This window comes from Aliifodinibius sp. S!AR15-10, assembly GCF_031569985.1.
In the GTDB taxonomy this organism is placed as follows: domain Bacteria; phylum Bacteroidota; class Rhodothermia; order Balneolales; family Balneolaceae; genus JAMQKA01.
In genome coordinates this window covers 97,946-124,450 of the sequence record NZ_JAMQKA010000009.1, presented here as the reverse complement: position 1 = coordinate 124,450, position 26,505 = coordinate 97,946, and the positions used below count along the sequence as shown (strand labels likewise).

The 26,505-nt window shown below is 46.4% G+C and carries 24 protein-coding genes and 1 tRNA gene; 7 read left to right on the top strand and 18 right to left on the bottom strand.

The window, feature by feature from the left end; translation table 11 throughout:
• The first annotated feature begins 161 nt into the window (after positions 1-161).
• From NC796_RS08435 to NC796_RS08425, 3 genes are all read left to right on the top strand, one after another.
• Entirely contained in the window at positions 162-881 is a 720-nt protein-coding gene (locus NC796_RS08435) for a ribonuclease H-like domain-containing protein (protein WP_310683900.1), read from the top strand.
• 573 nt (positions 882-1,454) lie between these two features.
• Positions 1,455-2,264, top strand: a complete 810-nt coding sequence (locus tag NC796_RS08430; RefSeq protein WP_310683898.1) for a DUF4382 domain-containing protein — start codon at positions 1,455-1,457, stop codon at positions 2,262-2,264.
• Between the two features lie 219 nt (positions 2,265-2,483).
• On the top strand, positions 2,484-3,314 hold the full coding sequence (locus NC796_RS08425) for a hypothetical protein (RefSeq protein ID WP_310683896.1): 831 nt from the start codon (positions 2,484-2,486) through the stop codon (positions 3,312-3,314).
• A 185-nt stretch (positions 3,315-3,499) separates the two neighbouring features.
• Here the strand turns inward: NC796_RS08425 and NC796_RS08420 are convergent, their stop codons facing one another.
• Both NC796_RS08420 and NC796_RS08415 read right to left on the bottom strand, forming a co-directional pair.
• Complete coding sequence (locus NC796_RS08420) at positions 3,500-3,910, bottom strand: DoxX family protein (RefSeq protein WP_310683895.1); 411 nt, start codon at positions 3,908-3,910, stop codon at positions 3,500-3,502.
• Between the two features lie 599 nt (positions 3,911-4,509).
• The gene (locus tag NC796_RS08415; protein WP_310683893.1) at positions 4,510-4,878 is read right to left on the bottom strand and encodes a DUF559 domain-containing protein; all 369 of its coding nucleotides are present in this window, start codon (positions 4,876-4,878) and stop codon (positions 4,510-4,512) included.
• Between the two features lie 440 nt (positions 4,879-5,318).
• Here NC796_RS08415 and trkA point away from each other — a divergent pair, with 440 nt between their 5' ends.
• Both trkA and NC796_RS08405 read left to right on the top strand, forming a co-directional pair.
• Positions 5,319-6,668: a Trk system potassium transporter TrkA gene (trkA, locus tag NC796_RS08410; protein WP_310683891.1), complete on the top strand. Its 1,350-nt coding sequence runs from the start codon at positions 5,319-5,321 to the stop codon at positions 6,666-6,668.
• A complete protein-coding gene (locus tag NC796_RS08405; RefSeq protein WP_310683889.1) occupies positions 6,668-8,191 on the top strand; it encodes a potassium transporter TrkG in 1,524 nt (507 codons plus the stop codon). Before trkA ends, NC796_RS08405 begins: the two co-directional genes overlap by 1 nt.
• Positions 8,192-8,312: 121 nt before the next feature.
• On the opposite strand, the gene NC796_RS08400 is transcribed toward NC796_RS08405, so the two are convergent.
• Both NC796_RS08400 and NC796_RS08395 read right to left on the bottom strand, forming a co-directional pair.
• Positions 8,313-10,820 (bottom strand): MMPL family transporter, encoded by a 2,508-nt coding sequence (locus NC796_RS08400; RefSeq protein ID WP_310683888.1) that lies wholly within the window; start codon positions 10,818-10,820, stop codon positions 8,313-8,315.
• 218 nt (positions 10,821-11,038) lie between these two features.
• Complete coding sequence (locus NC796_RS08395; protein ID WP_310683886.1) at positions 11,039-11,812, bottom strand: DUF3047 domain-containing protein; 774 nt, start codon at positions 11,810-11,812, stop codon at positions 11,039-11,041.
• 103 nt (positions 11,813-11,915) lie between these two features.
• On the opposite strand from NC796_RS08395, the gene NC796_RS08390 reads away from it, so the two are divergent.
• Positions 11,916-12,731, top strand: coding sequence for a glycosyltransferase family 2 protein (locus tag NC796_RS08390; RefSeq protein WP_310683885.1), 816 nt, complete (start codon positions 11,916-11,918; stop codon positions 12,729-12,731).
• A gap of 140 nt (positions 12,732-12,871) precedes the next feature.
• Here the strand turns inward: NC796_RS08390 and NC796_RS08385 are convergent, their stop codons facing one another.
• Genes NC796_RS08385 through NC796_RS08365 form a run of 5 tightly spaced genes read right to left on the bottom strand, consistent with a single transcriptional unit; the run spans position 12,872 to position 18,358 of the window.
• Positions 12,872-14,329, bottom strand: coding sequence for a capsule assembly Wzi family protein (locus NC796_RS08385; protein WP_310683884.1), 1,458 nt, complete (start codon positions 14,327-14,329; stop codon positions 12,872-12,874).
• Between the two features lie 23 nt (positions 14,330-14,352).
• A complete protein-coding gene (locus tag NC796_RS08380; protein WP_310683882.1) occupies positions 14,353-15,306 on the bottom strand; it encodes a hypothetical protein in 954 nt (317 codons plus the stop codon).
• Positions 15,290-16,315, bottom strand: coding sequence for a glycosyltransferase family A protein (locus NC796_RS08375; RefSeq protein ID WP_310683880.1), 1,026 nt, complete (start codon positions 16,313-16,315; stop codon positions 15,290-15,292). Before NC796_RS08375 ends, NC796_RS08380 begins: the two co-directional genes overlap by 17 nt.
• Positions 16,316-16,368: 53 nt before the next feature.
• Positions 16,369-16,959, bottom strand: coding sequence for an ABC transporter substrate-binding protein (locus NC796_RS08370; protein WP_310683878.1), 591 nt, complete (start codon positions 16,957-16,959; stop codon positions 16,369-16,371).
• A gap of 4 nt (positions 16,960-16,963) precedes the next feature.
• Positions 16,964-18,358, bottom strand: coding sequence for a TolC family protein (locus NC796_RS08365; RefSeq protein ID WP_310683876.1), 1,395 nt, complete (start codon positions 18,356-18,358; stop codon positions 16,964-16,966).
• Between the two features lie 982 nt (positions 18,359-19,340).
• Here NC796_RS08365 and NC796_RS08360 point away from each other — a divergent pair.
• Positions 19,341-20,126, top strand: a complete 786-nt coding sequence (locus NC796_RS08360; RefSeq protein ID WP_310683874.1) for a hypothetical protein — start codon at positions 19,341-19,343, stop codon at positions 20,124-20,126.
• A 199-nt stretch (positions 20,127-20,325) separates the two neighbouring features.
• Here the strand turns inward: NC796_RS08360 and NC796_RS08355 are convergent, their stop codons facing one another.
• The 9 genes from NC796_RS08355 to atpE all read right to left on the bottom strand — a co-directional run bounded on the left by NC796_RS08355 (position 20,326) and on the right by atpE (position 26,446).
• The gene (locus NC796_RS08355; protein WP_310683872.1) at positions 20,326-21,030 is read right to left on the bottom strand and encodes a transposase; all 705 of its coding nucleotides are present in this window, start codon (positions 21,028-21,030) and stop codon (positions 20,326-20,328) included.
• Positions 20,990-21,406 carry a hypothetical protein gene (locus NC796_RS08350; protein ID WP_310683870.1) on the bottom strand — a complete coding sequence of 139 codons (417 nt, stop codon included), beginning with the start codon at positions 21,404-21,406 and terminating at the stop codon, positions 20,990-20,992. Before NC796_RS08350 ends, NC796_RS08355 begins: the two co-directional genes overlap by 41 nt.
• 281 nt (positions 21,407-21,687) lie before the next feature.
• A complete protein-coding gene (locus tag NC796_RS08345) occupies positions 21,688-22,020 on the bottom strand; it encodes an SLATT domain-containing protein (RefSeq protein ID WP_310683868.1) in 333 nt (110 codons plus the stop codon).
• Positions 22,021-22,390: 370 nt separating this feature from the next.
• A tRNA-Ser gene (locus NC796_RS08340) sits at positions 22,391-22,477 on the bottom strand.
• 99 nt (positions 22,478-22,576) lie between these two features.
• A complete protein-coding gene (atpG, locus tag NC796_RS08335; protein WP_310683866.1) occupies positions 22,577-23,467 on the bottom strand; it encodes an ATP synthase F1 subunit gamma in 891 nt (296 codons plus the stop codon).
• Between the two features lie 3 nt (positions 23,468-23,470).
• Entirely contained in the window at positions 23,471-25,093 is a 1,623-nt protein-coding gene (gene atpA, locus NC796_RS08330; RefSeq protein WP_310683864.1) for a F0F1 ATP synthase subunit alpha, read from the bottom strand.
• 35 nt (positions 25,094-25,128) lie between these two features.
• Positions 25,129-25,674: an ATP synthase F1 subunit delta gene (gene atpH / locus NC796_RS08325; RefSeq protein WP_310683862.1), complete on the bottom strand. Its 546-nt coding sequence runs from the start codon at positions 25,672-25,674 to the stop codon at positions 25,129-25,131.
• A gap of 3 nt (positions 25,675-25,677) precedes the next feature.
• On the bottom strand, positions 25,678-26,211 hold the full coding sequence (gene atpF / locus NC796_RS08320) for a F0F1 ATP synthase subunit B (RefSeq protein WP_310683860.1): 534 nt from the start codon (positions 26,209-26,211) through the stop codon (positions 25,678-25,680).
• A 19-nt stretch (positions 26,212-26,230) separates the two neighbouring features.
• Positions 26,231-26,446, bottom strand: a complete 216-nt coding sequence (gene atpE, locus NC796_RS08315; protein ID WP_310683858.1) for an ATP synthase F0 subunit C — start codon at positions 26,444-26,446, stop codon at positions 26,231-26,233.
• Between the last annotated feature and the right edge of the window lie 59 nt (positions 26,447-26,505).

Genomic DNA, 26,505 nt, shown 5'->3' with positions numbered 1-26,505 from the left:
TAGCAAATAATTATTCAGCTCCCCCCGCCTCCCTCCGATCGGCATCGCTTCCACAGAGGAGACTCGTTATTGCTAATTGCCTGGTTATACCCGATCTAAGTTTTCGATTGCACATTCAAAATTGTATCCTTTCATGATTTTTCAACCAGATAGGAGATTTCATGAAACTAGCCTCTTTTGATATCGAACTTGCCACGCCCCTGCCAGAGGGCAGCCGGGACCTGGACGCCCTGGAGATAAGCTGTGCCGCCGTTGCGTTCGGCGACAGGGAGAACATTGAAGTCTTTGAAGGCGATCCGGCGCTGAGCCGATCCCAGTCGCAGGAGCTGCTTGACCTGCTTGGCACCATCGCTTCAGAAGGCTACGGCATCGCCACATGGAACGGGTGTGCCTTTGACTTCCCGGTGTTGGCCCACAGTGCCGGACAGCTCCCCCGATCTGCCAGGCTGGCCCTCTCCCACCACGACCTTATGCTCTATGTCACCTTCCAAAAAGGATGGTACCTGGGGCTGCAGAAGGCGCTGGCCGGAGCTGGACTGGCTGGAAAGCTCAAGGAAATTCGGCTCTCGGGCGGGACACTGGTAACAAATATGGACGGCTCCAAGGCCCCTCAGTTGTGGGCAGACGGGGAGCGCGAGGCTGTCATTGCATACCTGGAACAGGATGTACGCCAGCAGTTGTCCCTGGCCACGTGGATTGCTGAACACGAGAAAATCTGCTGGACGAGCAGCAGCGGTAATCCCTGGAATTTGCAGATCCCTAAATTGTACACCGTAGAGGAATGCTTTGATTTTCTCCAGCCCGATGTTTCCTGGATGGATAACCCGCCTGAGCGTGAACAGTTCGTTGAGTGGATGCCCCAACCGTTACAACCAGGCTGATATCCAGCAACTTTTCTGATAACTGAAGTAAGTTCTTCTTAATCCACTACAGCCAATAGCTTGGTGCTCTGGGAACCCACCCCACACTCTGCTTCTGGACGAAGCAGCGTGGTCCCCTCCGAGGAGGGGATTTATATGAGCTGAGTTTTAATAAGGAATCTCAGTTTCAGATTAAAATAGGCTCAATGTTAAATTCGAGCTAATGTCTCACACAACCTCGTGCGAGTCCCCTCCTCGGAGGGGTGGTTTTGTTTCGTGGATTTGTGAAACAAAAGCGGGGTGGGTTCACAAGGCACTATTTCATTTCACCAAGAAAACTAACTCAGATAACCAGCCTCTATCCTTCCGGAGAATGGCCCTGAGAACTTCGCCTCTCATCTTCTTTACTTCCCGGTCCATGAAACGCTGAACTCTTTCACCTTCAGGCGTTGAAGGCCTTTAAACCACTGAAAAGGTAGCTATAGAATGTAAAACATTAAAAATTTGTAACCATTTCCTGTCATAATCTTCATATATAAACACAGACGGTAAAAACATCATCTACAATTAATTTTAAAAAATCGATAGGCTATTATGATACAGACTAAACTGCTACGACTTCCCATTTTACTTATTTCCGGACTTATCCTATTTGCAGTTGGCTGCGGAACCAATTCCGATACCGGTATGGGAACTCTCGAGGTAAGAATGCATGACGCTCCCATTGACAGCGCCGACCAGGTAAATGTCAATATTGAACGAGTTGAAGTTAACAGAGAAGGTTCCCAGGACGGCTGGTCCACTATCAGCGAACCTCAGGAAACCTATAACCTGCTGGAACTAACCAACGGCGCTTATACAGTTTTAGGTGATACCACGCTTGAAGCCGGTACTTACCAGCAAATTCGACTGATACTTGCAGATGAGGGCCATAATGTTGTCATAGACGGTGAAACCCATGAAATGATGGTCCCCAGTGGCAGCCAAACCGGTGTTAAGTTAAATGTTAACGCCGAAATCGAGGAAAATATCACCTATATCCTGTTGCTCGACTTTGACGCAAGCCGTTCGGTAGTAAAAGCTGGCCAGAGCAATTCTGTTTCATACCTGCTTCAACCGGTTATCCGTGCAACCAATTTGGCTGTAACCGGCAACATAGCAGGCACAGTGGCTCAGGCAGAAGCGAAACCGGTGGTCTACGCTATTTCCGGCAGCGACACCCTTTCCACGACCATTGCCGATACAACCAGCGGTGAGTTCACCCTTATGGGGCTTGAAGGGGGCACATATGACGTCGCAATTGATCCCCGGAACGAAGAGTTTAGCTCCTCTGAAGAAACTGGTGTGAGTGTCACGGAAGGTGAGAACAATGACATTGGTACTATTGAGCTATCCCAGAAATAGACCAGAATAGAAATATTTAGTGGAAAAGGCCTGCCCGGTGCAGGCCTTTCCCATTTTCCATCTATTTTGAGTTTTGTCGCGATATCAAGGCGACGTGCGATGACGAAGTGCTTCCCTTTCCATACATAATTCAAGTAACCAAAAATTAAATAGTAACCTTCTCCAATTTCGTGCGTCATACTTACAGATCATCACAGACAACTATAATGTCCCATAACCTTGAGATGGTATATCAACATAATGCTTTGGGTCAGCACTGGATTAATCCTGGTTGCAGTCTCATTTTCAGAAGTATGTGGCCAGGATTTCAATCCGGCCGAAACGATAAATGAGGCCAGGGAGGCGGGCATAGAAGTATCTATGCTGAACGAACTATCCAACCGCGCTGAACAAAATAATCTTCCTGATCAAACGCTGGTCACTATTCTTCGTTCTGCAACCGAACTGGCCCGTAATGGACTACCATACAAACAGGTGTTCAACAAGAGTTACGAAGGTTTTGCGAAGGGTATTTCTCCGGATCGTATAGAGTCTAATGTCCTCACAATCCAGGAACGGACTATCCGTGCTGCAGATATGATCGATTCATGGCTTGCAGAAAATCGTGATTTACCGGTCCAGACAGCATCCCACACAGAATTTCGCAATGAATTAACTGTCGCAATATCAAAGGTAAACGAAAATTCTGCCTCGGCATCAGCCGCAAAAACTATACTCCATAGTCTCTCAAACCGTTCACTTCCCCCAAATGTGGGATTACCTGAACTGGCTACAGCTATCAGTACTTTATCCCAGATGACCTCAGTGACGCCCCCGTGGCAGGCCGACAAAATTGTTATTCGTGCCCTACGGAGTGGTCTTTCGGTAGAAAAGCTGCAACAGCTGCCTTCACTCATACATCACCCTTTAATTCAAAATGGCCTGCCGTCAGAAGCGAGAATCACAACCATTCCCGGTCACCTCTCGGGCGACTTTCCCTTTCAATCGTTCCCCTGGAATATGAACCGCGGTTTTCCTCAGCCCAATCCACCGAAGGGAACGCCACTTTAACAATTAACAATGATAAGTAGCTGGGAAACGAGTCATAAAAAAAAGAATCAACGATGTGGAACTGTGCCTGAGGATAACAATTACCTTATATATGGTAACTCCTACCTACTGAGCTGTCCCTGATATAAAAAAAGGAGTGGTATTTACACCACTCCCTATTTAGATAATAATATTCTCAGGTGGCTTTATTTGCTGTCTATCGAATATTTACCGGGTCCGAGGAGGAAAATGGTGAGGAAAATGACCAGGTAAACCAGTGGGAGCTCCATTCGGCCGAATGGATCGTTAAAGAGATGCACAAACAAAAAGGCTACTGACATATTTATAACAAGGACCAATGCTGCCCCACGTGCATAAAAGCCGAACATAACCAAGAGGGAACAGATACCTTCGGCGAACGCAGCTAGGATAAGAGAGAGCGTTGGCCCCAGGCCGATGGGATCAAGAAACTGGAAGTTACCGCTGAAAACGTTCACCAGCTTACCCCAGCCGTGGCCGAAAATCATAGCAAATGATGTGACTACCCGTAAGATGAGCAGTGCAATTCCGGTATCTGCAAATTCGGTTAAATTAGTTGACTTAAGACGTTTTAACATGCTTACCCCCGATTTTTTGGTTAGGATGTTGTTTTATAAAACAATTTTATTGGGATAATGCCAACTAAAAATTCCATCTCTTCACTTTTGTTTTTACCACAGGAAGCTTTCCTTTTAACGCAAATTATCGAATTTAAAGAATATGAACTTTGATCAGCCAGTAAAAGATAGGCAGGATATCCACTGATAAACGTATCCTACAAGGCGTGGTACCGCGGTTAGGAGTAAAACCGAACTTGAACGGAAAGCGCATGTTCACTCTTGAATACTGTCTTGGATACAAGTTTACCGCTTTCTAATTATTGAATTTGGATTTCTGCCCCTGGGAACCCACCCCGCATGCTACTTCTGGAGGAAGTAGCATGGTCCCCTCCGAGGTTCCGAGGTGGGGATTTATATGAGCCGCATTATATCAAGGAATCTCAATTCCATATTGAAATAGGCTCAAAGTTGAAATCGTGCTATTGAATTCATACCACTTTGAACGAGTCCCCTCCCGGGAGGGGTGGTTTTGTTTCGTGGGGTTGCGAAACAAAAGTGGGGTGGGTTCATCGAGCACTATTTCAATTCACTTGGCATTATCACAGATACTCAGCCTCCTACCCTTCCAGTTGCTTCACCTTCCAACGGATGGCCTTAATCACTTCGTCCATCTCCTTCTTTACTTCCCAGTCCCTGAAACGTAGAAATTCTACGCCCATTGCCTCCAGCTCCTGTTGGCGTTGTAGGTCCTGCTCCCCGTTGAACTGGTGACTGGCCCCGTCAATCTCAATGGCCAGCATTAGTTCGCGGCAGAAGAAATCAACGATATAGTTACCAATCGGTTTCTGGCGGTCGAAGTCTTTGCCCAGCATTTGCTTGCTTCGGAGCTTCTTCCAGAGGAGTACTTCAGTAAGGGTGCTATTATTACGCAGCTTGCGGGCCAGGGGAACGAGTTTGGGATTATATGGCAAAGGTTTTGGACTCATAGCTGTTTAATAGACCGCTGAGAAGGCAGATCCTTACAAATTAATTGCTAATTTTGGATTTCTGCCCTGGAAACCCACCCCGCATGCTACTTCTGGAGGAAGTAGCATGGTCCCCTCCGAGGTTCCGAGGTGGGGATTTATATGAGCCGCATTATATCAAGGAATCTCAATTCCATATTGAAATAGGCTCAAAGTTGAAATCGAGCTAATGTCTCCTACAACCTCGAACGAGTCCCCTCCCGGGAGGGGTGGTTTTGTTTCGTGGGGTTGCGAAACAAAAGCGGGGTGGGTTCATCGAGCACTATTTTGATTAAAGGGTCCATCTAATTATTTAGTTCCAGCCTGAAATTCTTTATACTTGGTCTTGTTTTTGACTTTTCAATAATGCCTTTTCACTTTTATAGCATTATTTGAATGAACGTTGATAAACTTATTTACTTTTGAAGATTGTAATAATCGGCGCCGGGGAAATAGGATATGACCTTGCCAGCGTGCTCTCCAAGGAGAAGCACGATGTCATTGTCCTTGACCGCGATAAGGATTCACTCAACAAGGTAACAGAAAACCTCGACGTGCTCTGCCACGAGGGGAATGCTACTTCAGCCAAAGATCTAGTCGATGCCGGCGTAAAAGAGGCCGATATCACAATTGCGGTGACCAGCATCGATGAGGTGAATATGATCGCCTCTATGCTGAGCAAGCGTCTCGGGACACAGATGGTCATCGCCCGGATTCGCAATGACGAACTCTCCCGGCCCAACTCTCCGCTAAAACCCACCGACCTGGGTATTGACGTGATGATCCATCCGGAGCTCAGTGCTGCGCAGGAGATTGTTCAGCTAATCAAACGCTCCACAGCCACGGATGTGATCAACCTGGCGGATGACAAGATGCAGCTTATCGGGCTGCGGCTGGAGAAAAATTCACCACTTGTTGGCAAGACCCTGAGTGAGTATGCCGAAGAGTTCTCCGAAATAACCTTCCGTGTGGTGGCAATAGCGCGGCGGGGGCTCACCATCATCCCGAGCGGTACGGTGCGGCTGCAGGCACTTGATCAAATTTTTGTGCTGGCCCAGACAGAGTCAATTCCAAATGTGATTAAGACTACTGGCAAGATCGAAACCGAGATCAACACCATCATGATTGCCGGAGGTACTCCTGTGGGTGAGATGGTGGCGCGGATGCTCTGCAGCCAGGAAAAGAGCTGGACCATCAAGCTTATTGAACCTGATTATGACATTGCTGTTGAGCTGGCACAAGACCTTAAAGATGTGCTGGTACTCAACGGTAACCCTACCGATCCGGACCTGCTTGCCACAGAGGGTATTTCCGATACCGACGCTTTTATTTCTGTTACTGATGACGAGGAATCGAATATTATCTCCTGCCTGATGGCCAAGCACCTTGAGGTTAAGAAAACGGTGGCCCTGGTTTCCAAATCGGATTACATCCCCCTGAGCCAGACGATCGGGCTGGATGCTGCCATTAATAAGAAGTCGGCGGCCTCCAACGAAATACACCGCTACGTTCGCCGGGGACGCGTCATTTCGGTCACTGCCCTGCAGGGTATCAAGGCTGAGGTCATTGAACTACAAGCAGCGCCCGGCTCCAAAGTAGTTAAAAAGCCGATACAGAAAATTGGCTTCCCCCAGGGTTGTGTCATCGGCGGCATACAGCGCAACGGGTCCGTGGAAATAGCTACCGGTCAGTCCCAGATTAAAGCAAACGACCGCGTCATTGTGTTCTGCCTGCCGGAAGCTGTCGATAAAATCACCTCGCTTTTTCAATAATGGCCATATCCCAAACACAGATCAAAAAAAGCCTGAACCGCCCCAAGATTGACATCCTTACCGTTCTGGGGATCCTGGGATCATTTGTCTTCTTTTTAGGGTTTGCCCTGTTGATTCCCGTTGCTGTAGACTTGGTCTACGAGGGGACGACCTGGCACTCCTTCCTGTATTCCGCCTCCATCGCCTTTGCTGTGGGAGGAGCCCTTTATTACTTCTTCAAACCGGAAAACGAGTTGCGCATACGGGAGGGATTCCTGGTAGTGAGCCTGACCTGGCTTTTTCTTTCGCTCGTAGGGGCCCTGCCCTTTGTTATTTCCGGGATAATCCCCAGTTATACGGACGCGGTATTTGAAACGATGAGCGGTCTCACCACCACCGGGGCGACGATCCTGGGCGGCACTACCAGCGACGGTTTTCATAATCCACAGATTGAGGCGATTCCGAGGAGTATGCTGTTCTGGCGGTCGCTGGCACATTGGCTGGGCGGCATGGGCATAATCGTGCTTTCAATTGCTATCCTGCCATTGTTGGGTATTGGGGGAATGCAGCTGTTCCAGGCAGAATCACCGGGTCCAACCACTGACAAACTCACACCGCGAGTGCAGGAGACAGCCAAACTACTTTGGGTGGTGTATGTGGCTTTTACTGCGGTAGAGTTTCTACTGCTTTGGATTCACCCCTCAATGGACTGGTTTGATTCACTCAACCACGCGTTTGCCACGCTGGCCACAGGGGGGTTTTCGACTAAAAATGCCAGCATCGCCGCTTTTGATTCGGTCTATATTGATCTTGTAATAACCCTGTTTATGTTCCTGGCCGGTATCAACTTTGCGCTGCACTTCCGCCTGCTGAAGGGGGACACCGATTCCTTTTTGGACAACCGGGAGGTCCGTTTTTACTCGTTGGTGGTCCTTGGCGGTACGCTTCTCGTGAGTTTGTCCCTGTTTCTTTTCAATAGTTATTCTGTGGGCGAAGCGTTGCGATACGGCTCTTTCCAGGTGGTTTCTATTGTCACAACTACGGGATTTGGAACCAGCGATTATGAACTATGGTACCCGCTCGGGGCGTTTGCCCTCTTCCTGCTATTCTTTACAGGAGGTTGTGCGGGCTCCACTGGCGGTGGCATCAAAATGATTCGCTGGCTTATCATTATTAGGAATACGTTCCGTGAGATCAAGCAGATCATCCACCCCAAGGCAATTCTGCCGATCCGTATTGGTGATAAAATTGTGGATCACAATATCCAGCGTACGGTACTCAGTTTCTTCATTTTCTACATCCTTATCTTCGGGATCGGAACGCTTATCATCACGGCTTTTGGCTATGATCTGCTCTCGGCTACCGGGGCAAGTATCGCCTGCCTGGGGAATATTGGTCCGGGCTGGGGTGATTTTGGGCCTACCGATAACTTTGCACATGTCCCCTACCTTGGGAAATGGCTGCTGATTATGCTCATGATGGTGGGACGGCTGGAGGTCTTTACGGTGTTGCTGATCTTTACACCGACCTTCTGGAAGCAGTAAGAAGGGTTAAGAGGGATTGATTTGTTGAAGGATTGAATGTTTGAAGAGTAGAGAATCACAACCTCAAGCATTCTTTCCTTCAATCCCTCAATCCCTCAATCCTTCTATCATTCAATCCTTCCTAAAAGCGGATCCAGTTTTTATCCTCCAGCCACTGGATGAGTGCAGGCAAGAAAGTGACGGCGGTGAGCCAGGTCATCCCGATGCCGATGACGGCCATAGTGCCAAGAGACTGCAGCCCGGGATGGGTGGTAAAGAGCAGCCCGGAAAAGCCGAGCATGGTGGTCAATGAACCTATAGTGACATGCTGACCTGTACTCGACAGGACCTCCCACATGCTGTTCCGCCCTTCATCCCGATAGCGGTGTGCAAGGTGCACGCCGTTGTCCTCCCCTATCCCAAGGATGGCCGGTAGTACCACCAGGTTATAGAAGTTGAACATCATCCCGGTGAGCATCATAATACCGAACAGCCAGAGGAGTCCCACAACCAGGGGCAGCATCCCGATGATGGTCCAACGGAAGGAGCGGAAAGAGAAGAACATCAGCAGAAATACCATGGTAAAGGTAGCGCCTACCATCCATGGACTTTCACTACGCATAAGCTCCAGCATTTCTGCGGCGATTATCGAAGTACTGGCCGCATAGAACTCCTTGCCATTGTCAAGCGTTATCTTGCCAACATCATTTTTAAAGGCGATTGACTGTCGGCCATCGGCCAGACCCACACTGGGATAGGCGATAACGAAATTGCCAATCTCTCCCTCTTTATTTACAAACTGGCTTTTCAGGTATTCCGGAATATCTTCCACCTGCAAAGGTTCTTTCGTTTGAGCCGCACGCCGCAACTTATCAAGCTGCGGGTCATCCTGATCTTTGATAAACGGATCATTCAGCAACTGCCGTATTTCTGCAATCCTGCGCAATTTTTCCGTAGCTGCTGAATCGGTGGGCGGGAAACGTTCCTGCAGGGCCTCTACATCAAGAATTGTAGGACTGGTGGTATCAGTACGCATTTGTTCACGCAGCTTGTCCAGAATCTTGATCACTTCGGTTTCATTGTCAGCCAGGATATAGGCAGGATTGCGCTTATCCCCGGAGTAGACCTTGCTCTGTACCTCGCGGAACTGCACATACTCCGGAAATTCAGGCTCCAGATCACCAAAATCATACTGGAACCGCAGATGGTTGCTATTCCACACAACTACTGCCGAAACGACCAGCCCCAGTACCACAATCGTACGGGATATCGGGAATCGATTTAACAGCCGGGAGCCGGAGTTTTCATGCGCATCTTTGTTCAGCAGAATCCAGCCGAAACGTTCGAAAATGACGAGCAGTGACGGCAGGACAAAAAGCATACAAAACAGGGCCAGCATGATGCCCGTACCTGCGATAAATCCAAATTCTGAGAACCCCCTGAACTTGGCTAAAACCAGCACAAACAGTGAGAACGCCGTGGTGAGGGCACTAACGAAGATAGCCGAACCGGTCTTGTCGTAAGTGGCCTCAAGGGCATCGATAATTTCCATCCCCCCGGAGCGCATTTCGATATATCTTGCATAGAAATGAATGCCGTAATCGATCCCCATGCCAAAGAGAATCACAAATAATACCGACGTCATCGTGTTGAGCATACCCAGCACAAAATAAGTGATCCCAAAAGTCCAACACAGACTGATAAGAAGTGGGATACCGATCACAAGTACAGGCACCGGTAGACGAATAAGGTGTTGCCAAAAACCGTGGTTTTGATCGTCACTGCTCCCCTTACGGTATCGGAAATATTTTTTGAAAAAGAAGTACAGCATCACCAAAATGATTACGCTGGAGATTCCGGATGCAAAACTGCTGAATACATCACCCATGATGGAGTTAATTTCAGTAAGGTGGCGCTTCAGCCGTCCCCCAAAATAGACCTCCATCTCGGCATTATAGGATTGCGGATTCATCTCGGCGAGAAGGGAATCATACTCGGCAAACATATCCCTGAGATAGGTCAAATCACTTTTAGAGCCGGTGGGATAGAACTTTACGACCATAACCGTGCTATCTTCGCTAACAGGGTACTCCGACGGGATAAGCGACTCATAGCTCTCTTCGAACGCGCTGAGCTGTTCGCTGTCATCGGAGGTGTCGGGCTCCTCTTCTTCAAAATCGATCAGGAATGGGTTGGCATCCTCTTTCGCGGTCTGAATTTCGTCTTTCAGGTACTGGCGGATATCCTGTAGTTCCCTGCCGGTGGCAAAATAAAGTGCATTATTTTTGAGGGTTTCTGTCTCCTTCTTAAACTCTGCCCGTTCAAAGAAAAAATTGTCGGTCCGCTCATCGTAGAGCTTAAGGCTTTGCTGGATGAGGTCTTCTGCAAATCGCTTGTTGTCCTCAAAGCTGGATGACTGGATGGCTACCTGCATGTCGGTTTCTCCACCCACTGTATTTTGAAGGCGTTCCAATGCCAGCACGTGCTCGTTTGACTTGGGCAGTAGATTAGCAATATCAGTATCGACCTTCAACTGAACGGCATAGTACCCGGCAATGACAGCCGAGACCACTCCGATAGCAAGAACCCAATAGGGAGAGCGGTGATTGTGTGTGATTAACGGGCGTAAAAAATCAAGGAGTTTCTTCATCAAATAGCCAGTTCCTACTGTTAGCCAGGACTTTCAAGAAAGCCCATAATAAGAATTTCATTCAAATTAAGTTAGCTCGGGACGTGATTAGTTTTTTGAGAAAGGCTTGTGTTTCCTCTGCTTTCATACCCGAAATGATTAAGCCAAAAACGTAGCACGTTACGTATCATAAAAAGCTGTGTTTCATTTGATTTGCGTGTTTATTAATTGGTCCACTCTCAGTTTGATTTGAATCTTTTCAGTACGATGTTATCGTAATCAGCTATTGCCAGAGAGTTGGTACTGTCACCATCACTCAACAGTAGTATGGCGATTGGGGTTTCAGGCGGATCATCCCCAAAAAGCCGGCGGTAGTCCTCAACGATATTCCGTTGAAAAGTCTGCCATTTGCCCATGTTCTTCGGTCCTGATTCCACAACCACTATCTTTTGATTGCCAAACAGTTTGGAAAACTCCTCCCCTTCCGGCTGTGTGGTGCTCCAGGTATATCGTATTGACTTTGGCACTTTTTTGAAGAGTGCTACCCGCCCGATGTCGAACACTACATAAATGCTTGCAGCTACATCATTATAATCACTGCTGTTTTCATCGCCCCCCTCCGGCATTTTTTTAACTCGCCACTTCCAGCTCAGGATGGGGTATTCGTAAATATTGAGATTCGGTCGATTTAGCAGAGGGAAATTCAGATGGCGTGCATCGGTATGTTCGTAATGCAGAAATTTATTGCCATTTTCCTCCTTTATCGAATAATGAAAAAGCTTACGTTCTTCAGGGTGTACAGCTTTTCGTTTACCATCACGATTGTACCACTCCCAGGGCAGACTCCCGATGGTGTCATCTTCAAACTTGTCGATTAGCAGGGCCCCGTTTCCTGTCTTTTCCAGGGGAGGCAGCTCTTTATCTGTATCAATTTCTTGCCCGAATGTGTGTCCATAGAGTAATAACGTCAATAATCCAGCGAGGAATGGAATTCTCAGTATAAAATAGTTCAACGATTGGATCTCCTTTATTAAAACTTTCAACAATACTGTATATTTGCTGTTCACTAAAACGCCTTTACAATTGACATATTTTAATTAAAACGGCAGCACTTTCATGCCTGAAGAAACAGATACAAGCTCAAAGAACAAAAGCGGTGACGCAAAAATTAGTTGCATAATGGTAACAGCTAATCGTAAACATTTGATGAAGCGTTCCATTAAATGTTTTAATAACCAGGACTATTCCAACAAAGAGCTCGTGGTCGTTGATGACGGGGAACAAGATCTTACCGAGGCTCTAGAAGCCGTTCCTGACGGGCAACTCAATTACGTAAAGCTCGAGCCCTCAGAAGATAACACTCTCGGTAAACTGCGAAATGTTTCCCTTCAGGAGGCCAATGGTGACTATCTCGTCCAGTGGGATGATGACGATTGGTATCACCCTGAGCGCATCTCTATCCAGGCCAGCTATTTGGATGACGGGTATGATGCCTGCTGCCTTTCCGGGGCTCTGATGCACCTGGATACCCCGGAATTCGTACTCCATCCCTATGTGGGCAAGCTTCCGGAAGGCATCCCTGGAAGTATCATGCACCGCAATGACACCTCTATCTCCTATCCCCATACGCGGCGCGCGGAGGATACGGTCTTCCTGAAAGAGTGGATGGAGCGCAACTATATCCAGCTCCCTGACAAGTACTCCCATCTTTTTATTCGTTGCTATCACGGCAATAATACCTGGGAGCAGGAACACTTTCTTCGGCGCATTCGGAATTCACCGATTGACCTTGTGACGTACGCCTGGCATAAATTCATCCGGGGAAACCTCTTTAATCACTACAAGTTTCAGCTTTCTGAAGAAGCCCAAGAAGCTTTTGAGATGTACCTGGACGATTCGAAGGAGTTTGGGTTGGTTGATACCGCCTCTTGAATAACGGCATTCTGAATCACTCTCCTCCGGGAATAATTTGTCATTCTAAACAGTCGGAACCCATAGAACACGGATGACGGATATAATCACTGAGAAAATATTTAAAGAACCGTGCAGATCGGGGGAACCGTGCTCTCGAATCAATAAATATTGTACTTAGCACTAAAGGTTAAACCGACGCGGTCAGGGGAATAAAGCTCACCGACATCGAGTGCAATGCCGGCACTAAGCTCCAGGTTTTCATATTGTGGAACTAAAAATGTACTGCCGAAGTAGAGGGAGTGATTTATTTTTTTGAGCTCTTCCATCGGACGGTATTCACCATAAATAGTTTCCTCGCGAGGAGCCGGTTTGTACTCTATGATTTGGTCTCTCTTCTCTCCATAATTGCGGCTGAATGTGTAAAAAGCGGTCCACTCTACATTTGGATTCAGAAATCCGCGGGCTCCAAGGTGATGGGCAATGATGATATTGTTGTAGACCGGGCGGATGTTGGAGCCATCGGTCAACAGGAGTGGATTTCCGAGCACACGGTTTTTATAGGTCCATCCGCTCGGGTAAAAACTGTTGTTGTAATAACTGGCCGATCCCCTCGGTTCAAAATCAAATGAATCCTGCCGTTTGGTATTTATGTGTTCATAAAGAAATGATTTCAGCACGGGATGATCGGCTGTACGGATAATGCCTCCGCCCCACATACCATCCCATGGGCTGCGGAACCGGGTGGAGACTTTATCCTCCAGGTAAAACAGTCGGTAGAATGTAAGTCGAAATTGATCGAGATTGACCCGCAGGTTGAAATCATATGCCGCCACGGAATTCCCAAGCACGTTACTAATCTCTCCACCGGGTGCATTGGAGTTTTCACCGGCGCCCTTGGCCCAGAGCACCCGCCAGAAATCCTTGAATGAGCTGGGTTGTTGTCCCCGTGTTGGGTGATCACCACCCCACTGCACGTTGTGAATAATACCCCCGATGCCCTCCAACATTTTGTAATTGACCTTCAGGTAGAAATACTTTTGATGTATGTACGAATTCTTAACGTAGCGTGCGTTCTCAAACCAACCATGACCCAGGTACGAGGAAAACTGCACATATCCCTGAGAGAGGGGCACATCTACAAAACCGTCGGTCTGCAGCACTACTTTCGGGACGGGCTCGGCATTCATACTGTACTGCATGGATCCACTGGAAAGCGGGTGGTAGTTCATCCCCAGGGGATCAACGAACTTTCCGACCCTGAGAGTTAGGAAACCATAGTTTGCTGTTGCTGACAGTCTATGGATCCCCAGAGTCGATTCCTCGGCAGCTCGTCCAATGATACGACCGGAAGTCTGAATTGATAACTGGTCACCGGTAACCAACGGTTTACTGAATTCTGTATAAAAGAGGCTGTTGGCCGAACGCTGATCGTAGAGTCCCTGCTTGTTGGCGTGCAGCCAGAATGGCAGTGAGCTGCCCAATCCATCCAGATTAGTGTTAAAGGTTGCTCCCACCGCGAGATTCCCATCGGGGAGCCTGTCATCCTGGGCTTTTAGTGATGTGAATAACAACATCAACAGGACCAGCAGAAAACAAGTTTTACCGAAATAGCTCATCAGCCAATTCTTGAGCAGATTAATTATGAGTACGTTTTATATTCTTGAATATCTTCGTCATCCGGCATGGTTTCCAACGTTGTTTGCCGGGCCGAAGTAAGTAAAAAAGAAATGCCGCCAATTAGTTTTTGCAAGATGAGGTTTGCTGTTAAAATACCGACAAGTTCTTGTTCAGGTACGCGCACCAGATCTGACATCTCAAGGGCAAGGTTCACATACAGCACATCCTGGCTGGGTAGAAACGGAATACGGGTTGATAATATTTGAACGGCCATCAGGCTGAACCATACTGCCCATGGAATATCGGGTTTGACCAACGCATATTGTAAAATTTGAAGGGCATTTGTGATAAAAAGTCTGACAGTGTAAATGGAAGAAATTTTAAGGCCTTCCACCAGAGAAACAGACAAAATATAGTGCCGGAACTTATAGATCACAAAGCCGGCCAAGAGCACTCCTGCTGCTACCAATATGTAAATGTAGCTATTTTCAGCATCGGGAAGGTAATCCAACGGATTCAGGTATCCCTGCGTGAAGAAAAAGATTAATAGAATGACGGAGACGAATGTTGAGGAAATAGAGGACAAGATGTTATTGTCCTTAATAAAGTGGAGCGCGTCTTCGACGGGAATTTTAAGCTTATTTTTTGCCCAGTAGAAAAGGTAGACTTCGCCGGAATAGCCGAGCACATCCGTATTGAGCACCTTCTTTTGCACAAATACCATAAAGGCGCGCATCGGCTTAAAATGCCACCCAATGCTGTAGATAAGGATCTCTGACAGGGGCAGGGAAAAATAAATAGTTATATAGATAAGGTAAAAAAGCGGGTCCAGCGGCAGAGACTCTAAGACAGTGCTAAACCCGATGTCATACAGCTTGTAGAACAGATACCCTATGATACCGATCTGTACGGTATAGCGGACAACTTTTTTTAAAACCGATTTCCAGGTATCGGTTTTATCACTGGTTGGTTCCATGTATAAGCTTACTCTCGGTCTGTATCATTTCCTTCTTGCCGCTGGTAAGCAGGTGCCATGTCTTCTCTGCAAACTCAAAAAAGGGCTGCTTCTGATGGTACCAACCAAAGTGTAAGAGATATGGTGTTGCTTTCAGGTAGTCTCCTTTACCGGGAATAAGCGAAACCATTTTTGTTAACAAACTGCGCAACCATTTTGACTGTATACCGCGCAGATTATAGACAAACTGGTCACAATAATAGGTGCAAACGACATATTCAAAATCCGGGTCGTGCGAAGTGTAATCTTCAATATAGTCCAGCTGTGGGCTGGTATGTCCCTGCAGCCACGGGAAGATCGGCAGATTCAACTTTGACATCGCCATCGCAATGCTCCACTCACACGATTCTTCACTGCGTCCCTGTTCAAGCGTGCGACTCCGGAAGTGTGTTTCATTCTTGCGGTCGAGCATTTTTTGCGCCAATTCACACACCTTCTTTGTCATGCCGAAATCCTGTGCATAAATCATTCCGGTTTGCACCCGACTCAGATAGGTTAATCCAAAATGTTTGAGTGTTCGCTTTCGGCGGCGGAGCAAAATATCTTTGATTACACCGATATTTTTAGGACCTCCAAAAAAGTTATCGGACACCTGGGTTCCCGTAACCGTAAAAGTGTAAGGCTTGAAAGATTGCCACAGCGGGTCAGGATTCTTACACCAGATCATGTCACTATCCAGGAACAGATTCTTCTCAAAAAAGAGATATTCATGGATATTATGCTTAAAGCCCACAATAGAGGCTCGGTCCGATTCCAGGATATGGATTACATCGAAAATATCGGTAAGCCCATGCTCTTCCAGTATCTGCTTGTGTTTTTCAGCACAAACCAAGGCAACAGGTCGTTCCTGGTCATATCTACGCAGGGAAACCACCGAGGCGATCGCATGTTTTAAATATTTCGGATGCCCGTAAGTGGCGTATACGTACCCTTCGGGCGCTAATTTCTTTTTATGAATTGATCGAAGCATAAGTCCGTGTTAGTGAGCCAAAAATATACAGCTATTAACGCTGGAATGAAATTTTACTTGGCTGCCCTTTTCTTAAGCGTATTGACCAGATATGCATATCCTCTTTTACGAATAATATTTTGGAACTGCCGCTGATATGAGTCGGCCGTGGAAACATCATCAATAGTCATATCAGTAATAACCCACTGCTTGCCATCGGTTTTGTAGTACATGTCATAACTTACAGGGGTACGGACATTTTCAAGAACAGCGGTGGTATTTACGAATGCGCTGTCGCCATTTACTTTTATGGTGTTATAGCTCACATCCGCACGGTAAATGTCCAGCTTATTGAGTGATTGGTCACGGATTATAGTAGAAAAGTAATCGATAAATTCTGTTCGCTGCTCGGTAGTAAGCGTGTCATAGGTTTCCTGAAGGGCGTGCTGGGCCATGGCCGAATAGTCTATCACCCCGTTAATGATATCTTTTAACTTCTGGCGTTTTTCAGGAGTATACTCGGTTCCCTTGGGTCCCAACAGGTCTTTTATCTCATCATCACGCTGCTCCAACAGGTTTCGTATTGCGGTACTGTCTTTCTGTGCCGCTACCGACACGGAACTCCCTATGAACAAAACAATAAATAAAATCGCTATTTTCTTCATCTCGTTAATTTGCTGTTTGTAAAGAAGTTACTGGCAGACCAGCTGATATGTACAACTCAGCCATGTCTTTATTAAATTCAAAAATACGTTGCTTCAGTTGCAGTCGGAGTTCCAACTCCTTCTGCATTGCATCTATAAGGTCTTTAGTTTCTCCTATACCAAAATCGTAGTCCAACTGTTCCTGTCTCAGCCACTTTTTACTGGTGACGAGGGCTTCATCCGTCTTATCGACCTTGACCTCGGATATATTTGCATTCTTATATCGATCACTGATTTCCAGCATAATTCCATCAACGGCTGCGTTCTTCAAAAATTTTGCTTGCTTATACTGAATTTGCCGTTTTTCTATGTCCGTTTTTGCAGAAAAGAAATCCAGATTTTGGCGTATCCCGATTCCAAATCCACCGGAAGCGTAGTTCGTATTGTTAATGATAAATGGATTGTCCTGCCTCGGCCGATTTGGGGTATTGGCATAACTGCCTGTAATTCCCAGGAATAGCATCGGCAAATTTTGAGCTCGTGTGGCTTTAATACCGTGTTCTGCCGCATCTATTCCGGCTTCAATGCCTTTAAGCTCCGCCCGCCGTTCAAGTGCCTGCGATTTATAGTAATCGAGCGTTTCTATTTTGTTGGAAACGGGATCCAAAAATTGGTCTGTGGGTGTGTATACTGTCTCGGGACCCGATTGCAGCACATAATTCCACACGTTTCGGATGTATTCTATATTCTCCTGAACTTCACCGGCCCGCATAGCAAACTCGGATTTAAAAACCTGGAACTTGTAGACATCCGATTGGTCGATATCCGAGTCTTTCTCATCGACTTTTTCATCAATCTGTTTCTCTATTTCATCAATTTTATCCTGGGCTTCCAGCACGAGCCTGTTTACTTCCTGTGAAAGAATATAGCTGTAGTAGAGTTCATACAGGCGGATGTGCAGCCCTGTTTTCTTAGATTGGAATTCATATTGGGCAGCTTCAGCCCCAGCTTTTGCCGCTTCGACTGCGTTTGTTAATGCTCCCCAGGCAAATATCGGTTGTATTGCACTCACCTCAGCACGGGTAAAAATAGCCCAGTTCTCCCAGTCATTTTCCAGGTTGGGATCGAGGTAATACTCATCCTTCGGAAGATTAGGATTATTACTCTTAACCCCGGGCACCGTTCCATGCTGGGTGTTGAGTTCAAACTTCGGAAGGAAACGCTGGGCACGAGCTTCATCAATAGTATTTTCAGCCAGATCTACTTTTTGACGTTCATAGTCGACCTGCCCGGAGTTGTCAAGCCCTCGCTGAATGAAGTCTGCCAGTGAAATTTGAAGGGTATCCTGGGCTGAGGCGTTTGAGGTCAAACCGGTAAAGCACAGTACAATTACAATCTTTAATGGCACTTTAATATTCATATCCAGAATCTTAGCATGAAAGTTTGGCCTTCAACGTAATGAACTCCCTTTTATTTAAAGAAATAGCCCCATCCTATGGGAATGGGGCTACATTGCGGAGAGGGAGGGATTCGAACCCCCGGAGACCATAAGGCCTCTAGTACCGTTTAAACGCTACTAGAGGACTTATTTACACTCCCCTTCTCGGTATGGTAACCGAATCGCGAACTAAACTACGGCAAAACGCTGTAAAGTTAAAGTAAATTCGCATACGAATTTAACATTCTTAACGTACTATTTCGAAATCTAAATGCTCTGTACATGCTACTATAAACGACACTAACAACAGTACGACACGAATATTCTGACAGTAGTTGATAGGGGAGCTTCAAAAGGCGTCCAGTCGGTTATTTATCTTATAACAAATACAATCAAACAATTACAAATCACGTGTATTAATACTACTGCTTGCCGACAACTTAAGAATAGATCAGTTTTGGCTAGAATAGCTTCTGTGGGCCTTTATCAATGCTGAATGCCCCTTATCTAATTAAGTGCTTAAAATACTAATACGCTGACCTTAATCGAGACAAATTAGCTCCCCAAATCAAGTTGTTAAGTGAGGTTTTTCAGTACCAACTATCGAACTCTTGCTAAATTATTTTCTGTAAAATTCAATTAACAGACCTAGGTAAGGGGTGTTATGGGGTACGTTGGGGTCGAGATGGCGCACCTTCGCCCGTGATAGTTCCGTTTTTAATGCACGGTAATTTTTGGCCTCACAGTTTTGCGAGCCTCACAATATAAAATCCGATTAATTGTCTGAAAATTGCTACGAATACCAATAAGGAAAAGATTATCTCCTGTCATCCCAATTGAAACCAACTAAAAGGTAGATGAATCGATTAGGTTAGCAAAGTTTTATTACCTATACTGATAAAACTATTCCCCTATTAGACATCTATATGGCTCACCTCTAACATTTAATTTAACAGGGAAAATCATGAGACCTATCAAATGTTTTATTTCAGCATTTCTGTTTGTAATCGCAACAGCGTTCACCTTACCAGTAGAAGCCCAAGAAATTAGTGTGTATCAATCTCGTCATGTATCTAACGAAGATATGCCACAATTTATTCACCGTGAAACTACTTATTGGAGAACAGTAGCGGAAAATGCTATACAAGAGGGAAATCTCCAATTCTGGGCCCTTTTGGTAAAAGTGGGAGGATATAATATACCAAACTCCCCTAATGTTCTATTCATTAACACCTTCAATGATATTGATAATACTGGAGGAATATGGAATGCCTCTGAAGCTTTTCCAGATGTGCCAACCGAGAGCATGAATACCATTTCAATGAGTACGGTTATGCATACTATGTTCGTCAGACCGGAAAACTATGTCGAAGCTGAAGGAGTGGTGCCAGATAAAGATTATAACTATGTCAATATCATCTTTCATGACACAAATTCTCCTGTAGAGTTGATCGATTTGGAAAACAAGCACTGGGCTCCATTTATCAAGTCTTCTATGGATGAGGGTAAAACCCCCCAAAAAGGTTGGGGAAACGCCGTTATTTTGTCACCCTCGGGACCGCATATTCAAGCTACCACTGTATCATACGATCTATATTCCACCTTGAAGGATGCACTGGATCCGTCTTGGGCTGAGGACACTACATTTCCAGAGGATGGTCTCACTCAAATTGGAGAACTAGAGATCAGCCGACGCATTAGTAATGTATATGAAATTGTTAGTGTGGTGAATGCGGATATGGAAAATTAGCCACCAAGAATATTATCTTTACATAAAAGGCCTCCATTTGGGGGCCTTTGCTATTTCTAATTAGTCGATCCTTAAAAACTTGGTTTTAAGATTGTCCAGCGACTCAGTGGGTTGACAAATCGCAGCAAAATCTTGAGCCAACAAAGCAGCTGGCGCATCCACAGCTGCAGGTTCCATGCGGTCCCGGCCAACAGCAGATTCATCTGGGCCCCGTCGGCCCTTTCAGGTAGCTGCGGTCCAGCCCGTAGTCGTTTTTCAGGTGGCCAATGATCGGTTCGATGGCCGTTCGCTTGCGGAACCAGCGCCGCAGCCGGCGCTTCTTGTTGCGATCTTTGCCGGCCTTGAACCGATCCGGATACCATACCTGTACGCCCAGCACCTCCGTCAGGCCCCGGTAGCCGCGATCGACAATGGTCTTTTCCGGCAGGCCGTCGGTCAGCCTCCGGTATTGGCGGAGGCTGACCTCCAGGGTTTTTGAGTCGTGGGCATTGCCGTCGGCCATGGTGGCACCCACCAGGACCTGAGAGTTAGCTGTGATCGCCAGGCTCACCTTCCTGCCAAATTCGTATTTCTTGTGGGCCTTGCCCTTGGCAATGCAGGCCGTATGCGGCTCGTGGAGGCTGTAGACTTTGTTTTTATCGTGACGACGTTGATCGAGCACCTGACCGCAGAGCTCCAAGGCCGGCCGGTGACGGCCCGTAGCCTCCTCGGGCAGCTTCCGTTGGACCTCCCGCAGCAGCCGTCCGGCGCAGGTGCGCAACTTCCGGGTGGCCTTGCGGGCCGACTTGGCCCGCTTGGGGTGAGCGGCGTTATGGGTCGCCCGCAACAGTTTCTTACCGACAAAGCGGTAGGATTGCTTGAGTTTAATCCCGGACTGTTTGGCTATGGTTCGCAGTCGTTGCATCACTTTTCCATACAGCTTGGCATCGGTGGGAAACGTAATGTTGGTCTCCTCCGGCCGTGGTGTCTACGCAGAGGGCCTGCTCGCGGGCCTTCCTCCCATGCAGGGCTACCGACCAGCCGAAGATTTTCTCCATGCCCTCCGGCAGGCTCTCATCCCCGTGTCCGTACATCTGTTTGAGCAACAACAGGCTGACCATCAACCGGATCGGGTGGGCCGGGCGACCGGTTTTGGAGTATAGCTCGGTGAATTCGGTCTCCAATTGGCACCAGTCCAAGGTGTCAGCCAGCTGGACCAACGGATGTTGCGGGTCGATAAAACTCTTCAAGATGGGACTGAACATGTCCCATTGCGATTGGTCTGGAGAGGCTGAGAGCATAGTAAAATCCGTAAGGTTTTTGAGTAGATTCCACCGAAATCTACGGGATTTTACCGTTAACTTATCCACAAAATCAGCTGTTTATCCACACGAAACCATGATTTTTGGGATTTTTAAGGAGCGACTAATTATTCTTACTCTGTATGTAGTTCATCAAAGTCTTTTTTAACCTTATTGTGAATTTTCTGTGGCAAGGGTGGTGATAGATTTAATGCTTCAACCCATCTCTTTCGAAGATGCTCATATCGTATCGAATCATCCCCTCTCGTAAATTCATAAATCTACTTCAATTTCCTGCGAAGTCCTTGGAACATTGAACCAGCCCGTTGATGAGCTTCCGCACTTTTTGGAAAGTTTAAGATTGAATTAGCAGCAGATAGTTCTGCAGCCAAGAGACTTAATCCTGAAGCAGTGTAATATAATGCCATTTGCGAACTATCTTCCAGAGCTGCAACAAAGATTGAAGTGGCAACAATAGCGCTTAAACTGGATGAGAAAGTGCCCACTATTCGATGAAAACGCTGGTGCCTTGAAGCAGTTATAAGATGTGATATGTGCATTATTCCACTGCCTCTATGCCACTTTTCTAACAACTGTTCTTTGTTTTCCATCATCCCTCCCTTTTTAAAGAAATAAATGTAATATAGTACCCCGAACAGTAAGAAAAAAATACCTAGAAGGTACATATTCGTACCCTATGGCAAGTTTTGTTATGCTATGGACTTCATTATACCAAATTCGGAGTAGTTGAGGAAGGTAGGAGAACCGTACTGGTCTTTAAATAAATTAGAATGGGTAAGAACTATCTGCATCACTGAAAGCGAGTCCAGTTTAGCATTTTTGAGGAGACAGCACCGATGGTCACGGGATATGGTGGACAAAGGTGGCAAAGCGTCGATTTTTTGCCAAAAAAAACCCTTCAGCTTGTCACTGAAGGGGAATGCAACTCTTTGCAGAGTGTTTCACCCGCTTTATGTAATAAAGCGGAGAGGGAGGGATTCGAACCCCCGGAGACCATAAGGCCTCAACGGTTTTCAAGACCGCCGCATTCGACCACTCTGCCACCTCTCCGTTGTCCAATAAATTACAAATAACAATTTATCAATTTTACAAACCCTCTTAAATAATATTCAATTTGAAAATTGAGTATTGTGATTTGTTATTTAAATGCTATGCTTCTTCAAGCGCTTGTGCACCGGATACAATTTCAGAAATCTCGGTAGTAATAGCACTTTGACGAGCCTGATTGTACTCAAGTTGCAGGTCACGTTCAAGTTCTTTTGCGTTCTCTGTCGCGTTGTCCATCGCGGTCATACGTGCACCCTGTTCAGCAGCATTGGATTCCAACACAGCCTTCCATAACTGCATGTTTAGATGCAGCGGTAACAGGTCATCCAGAATTGATTCAACACCAGGCTCATATATATAATCAATAGAGTCATCGGTTTCTGATTCTTCACCTATCAATTTGGAGGGGTCAATAGGCAACACAGGTTCGATAATCCTGTTCTGAGCAATAACTGATTTAAACTCGTTATAAGCCAAGTACACAGCATCAATTTCTCCAGCTTTGAAATCAGCTACAATCTCCTTCATTATTTCAGAGACTTTACTGAATTCAAGATCATCATAGAAGTTGGGATCCTGATCCCTCAGCTTATAGTTGCGCTTACCGAAATGTTTGGTTGCCTTTTTGCCAAGGGTAACCAGCGATAGATCGCCACTCTTCTGGTACGCACTGAAATTCTCTTCTATATGAGCCTGTACCTTTTTAAACAGGTTGTTATTGAAAGCCCCACAAAGCCCACGATCTGAGCTAACAACGATAAACAGAATATTTTCCGTTTTTTCCGGCTTTCTCATTAACACATTTTGATCCCCGGAATTTTTAACAAGTCGAGCCACCACTTCCTTCATTTTGGAAGCATAGGGCCGTGTTTCAATAATCCTGTTTTGAGCCTTTCGAAGCTTGGCAGCAGCGACCATTTTCATGGCACGCGTAATTTGCTGCGTATTTTTTATAGACTCAATCCGGTTGCGTATGTCGCGCAGATTCGCCATGAATTAGGACTCTTCTTCTTGAGTTGCTAAGATTTGGTCGATTACTGTTTCTGCAGTATTGATAAGCTTTTCACCGAATCCATCATCGAGGACACCGGTTTCAGCAAGCTTACTCATCTCATCATCAAACTTGGCATTCACCGTTTCCAGGTAGTTTTGCTCAAACTCCTCAATCTGATTAACAGCGAGCTTATCCAGCAAACCTTCATCGTTGATCTTAAGTAGTGCAATCTGTTCCTGGACAGCGAGGGGCTGATAGATATCCTGTTTCAACAGCTCAACCGTTCGCTCACCACGCTTCAACTGTCGCTGAGTACTTGGGTCGAGATCCGAACCGAATTTAGCAAAAGCCTCAAGCTCCCGATACTGGGCAAGATCCAGCTTCATAGTACCGGAAAGCTTTTTCATCGCCTTCACCTGTGCAGAACCACCTACACGAGATACCGAAGTACCGACATCGATAGCAGGACGTACACCCGAGTTAAACAGGTCGATATCTAGGAAAATCTGACCGTCCGTAATTGAAATTACGTTTGTCGGAATGTAAGCAGAGACATCACCGGCCTGCGTTTCAATAATTGGGAGTGCCGTCAGCGAACCTCCACCCTTCAGTTTTGGCTTGAGCTGCTCTGGCACATTGTTCATCTGTTTAGCTACCTTGTCCTCATCAATAATTTTAGCAGCACGTTCCAGCAGTCGGCTGTGCAGGTAAAAAACATCACCAGGATAAGCTTCACGTCCCGGAGGTCGCTTCAGCAGCAATGAAAGCTCACGATAGGCAACCGCCTGCTTGGAGAGATCATCAAATACAACCAATGCGTGCCGACCGGTATCACGGAAATATTCACCGATTGCCGCTCCCGCAAAAGGAGCAATATAACGCATGGGAGCCGAAACCGAAGCTGGCGCCGAAACAATTGTTGTATATTCAAGTGCGCCGTGCTCTTCCAGCGTTTTAGCAATTCCAGCAACAGTAGAACCTTTTTGGCCAACCGCGACATAAATACAATGGATCGGCTTATCGGTATCCTGTGTCTCCTGTTGGTTGATAATCGTGTCAACTGCTACAGAAGTCTTACCCGTCTGACGGTCACCAATGATAAGCTCACGCTGACCGCGACCAATGGGGATAAGAGAGTCAATAGCTTTAATACCTGTTTGAAGCGGCTCTTTTACCGGTTCACGATAGATTACACCAGGTGCTTTACGCTCCAGCGGCAATCGAATCGTTTCACCGGAAATCGGTCCCTTGCCATCAATTGGGCGGCCCAGCGGATCGATCACACGTCCCAGGGTTCCGTCCCCTACGTTGATAGATGCGATATCGCGGGTACGCTTTACCGTATCCCCTTCTTCCACGGCACTGGTAGCACCGAAGAGTACGATACCGACGTTGTCTTCCTCAAGGTTAAGAACCATTCCTCTCAACGGTTCTCCATCTTCATCCTTGGAGTCCGGCAGTTCAACGAGCTCACCAGCCTGGACCTTTGACAGGCCATATACGCGAGCAATACCGTCTCCAACCTCGAGTACTGTACCGACATCGTAGACATCCGCTTCATTATCGAAGCCGGATAATTGTTTTCTTAAGATTGCTGATACTTCGTCAGGTCTTACTTGACTCATTGGTTGTTAATTACTTTTAAAATCAGATTTAAATTCTACTCTGCTGCACTGCTCAAAAAAGATTCCTCAAGCTGCTCGAGCTTATGCTTGATCGTTCCATCGATAACGGTATCATCGATTCGTACTGCAATACCACCCTTCAGAGATTCATTCACAGAGAGTTGCATATTCACTTTTTTTCCTGTCTTGGCTTCCAGTGCTTTATGCAGGGACCTCTGCTGATCTTCTGGTAGTTCCCGGGCGGTAAACACTTCAATCTCAATGATACCTGCGTATTGATTATATTGATCAATAAACGCCTGGGTAATAAGATACAATAACCCAATTCGACTTTTTCGTGCCAACAGTTTAATAAACTGTCGAGTAATCCCTTCCACCTTGTCCCCAAACAGCTCATCCAGAGCCCCAGCTTTGTCATCAAACTTTATGATCGGGCTTCTAAGGAACACTTCGAGTTCCCGAGAATGATCAATCGTATTTTGGATAAGCTCAACATCACTGAGTATAGATTCAACATTGTCCTGCTCCTTTGCTATTTGCAACAGAGCAGAAGCGTACCTTCGGGCTGCTTTGGTTATCATCGGTTAATTCTTAGAGATATCTTCGATGTAGTTATTGACCAGCTTGCTGTTTTTCTCGTCATCCAGCTCAGCCTCAATGATCATTGAAGCAGATTTTACGGCCAGGCGGGCAACCTCATCACGAAGCTCCAGCATCGCACGTTTTTTCTCCTGCTCAATGGTTTCACGAGCTTGCTCTAAAATATGAGCAGCTTCTTCTTTCGCTTTTTCTATCCGTTCGGAGCGGAGCATTTCTGCTTCCTCGATAGCCTCTTTGCGAATTTTTTGCGCTTTTTGTTCAGCTTCACGGAGAGCCTTCTCATTATCTTTTGAGATCTGCTCTGCTCGTTCAAGCGCTTTTTCAGCCGACTCAAGAGATTCCTTGATTCGGTCTTCACGTTCGCTGAGAGCCTCCATAATTAACGGCACAGCATATTTTGCCATAGCGACCAAAAAGATAATTAGTGTAATAGCCACCCAGATAGCAAATCCACTGCTGAAGTTGAGGATAGCTCCCCCTCCTTCTTCACCGGCTGCTAATAATAACGATAACGACATTATGTTGCCTTATTTGAGATTACGCGAAGAATACAAGCAGAATACAAACAATCGCGGCAATAAGTGCCACACCCTCAATAAGAGCGGCGGTAAGAATCATTGCACCACGAATGTCTCCTGAAGCTTCGGGTTGACGAGCAATACTTTCGACAGCTCCTTTACCGATCATACCAATACCTACACCAGCACCGATTGCTGCGATTCCTGCTCCAATTCCTGCTGCTAATAAACCCATAATTATGTACCTGTTTTAAGTTTTAATTTAGGTTGAAGTTATGTTCATAAGTTAAATAA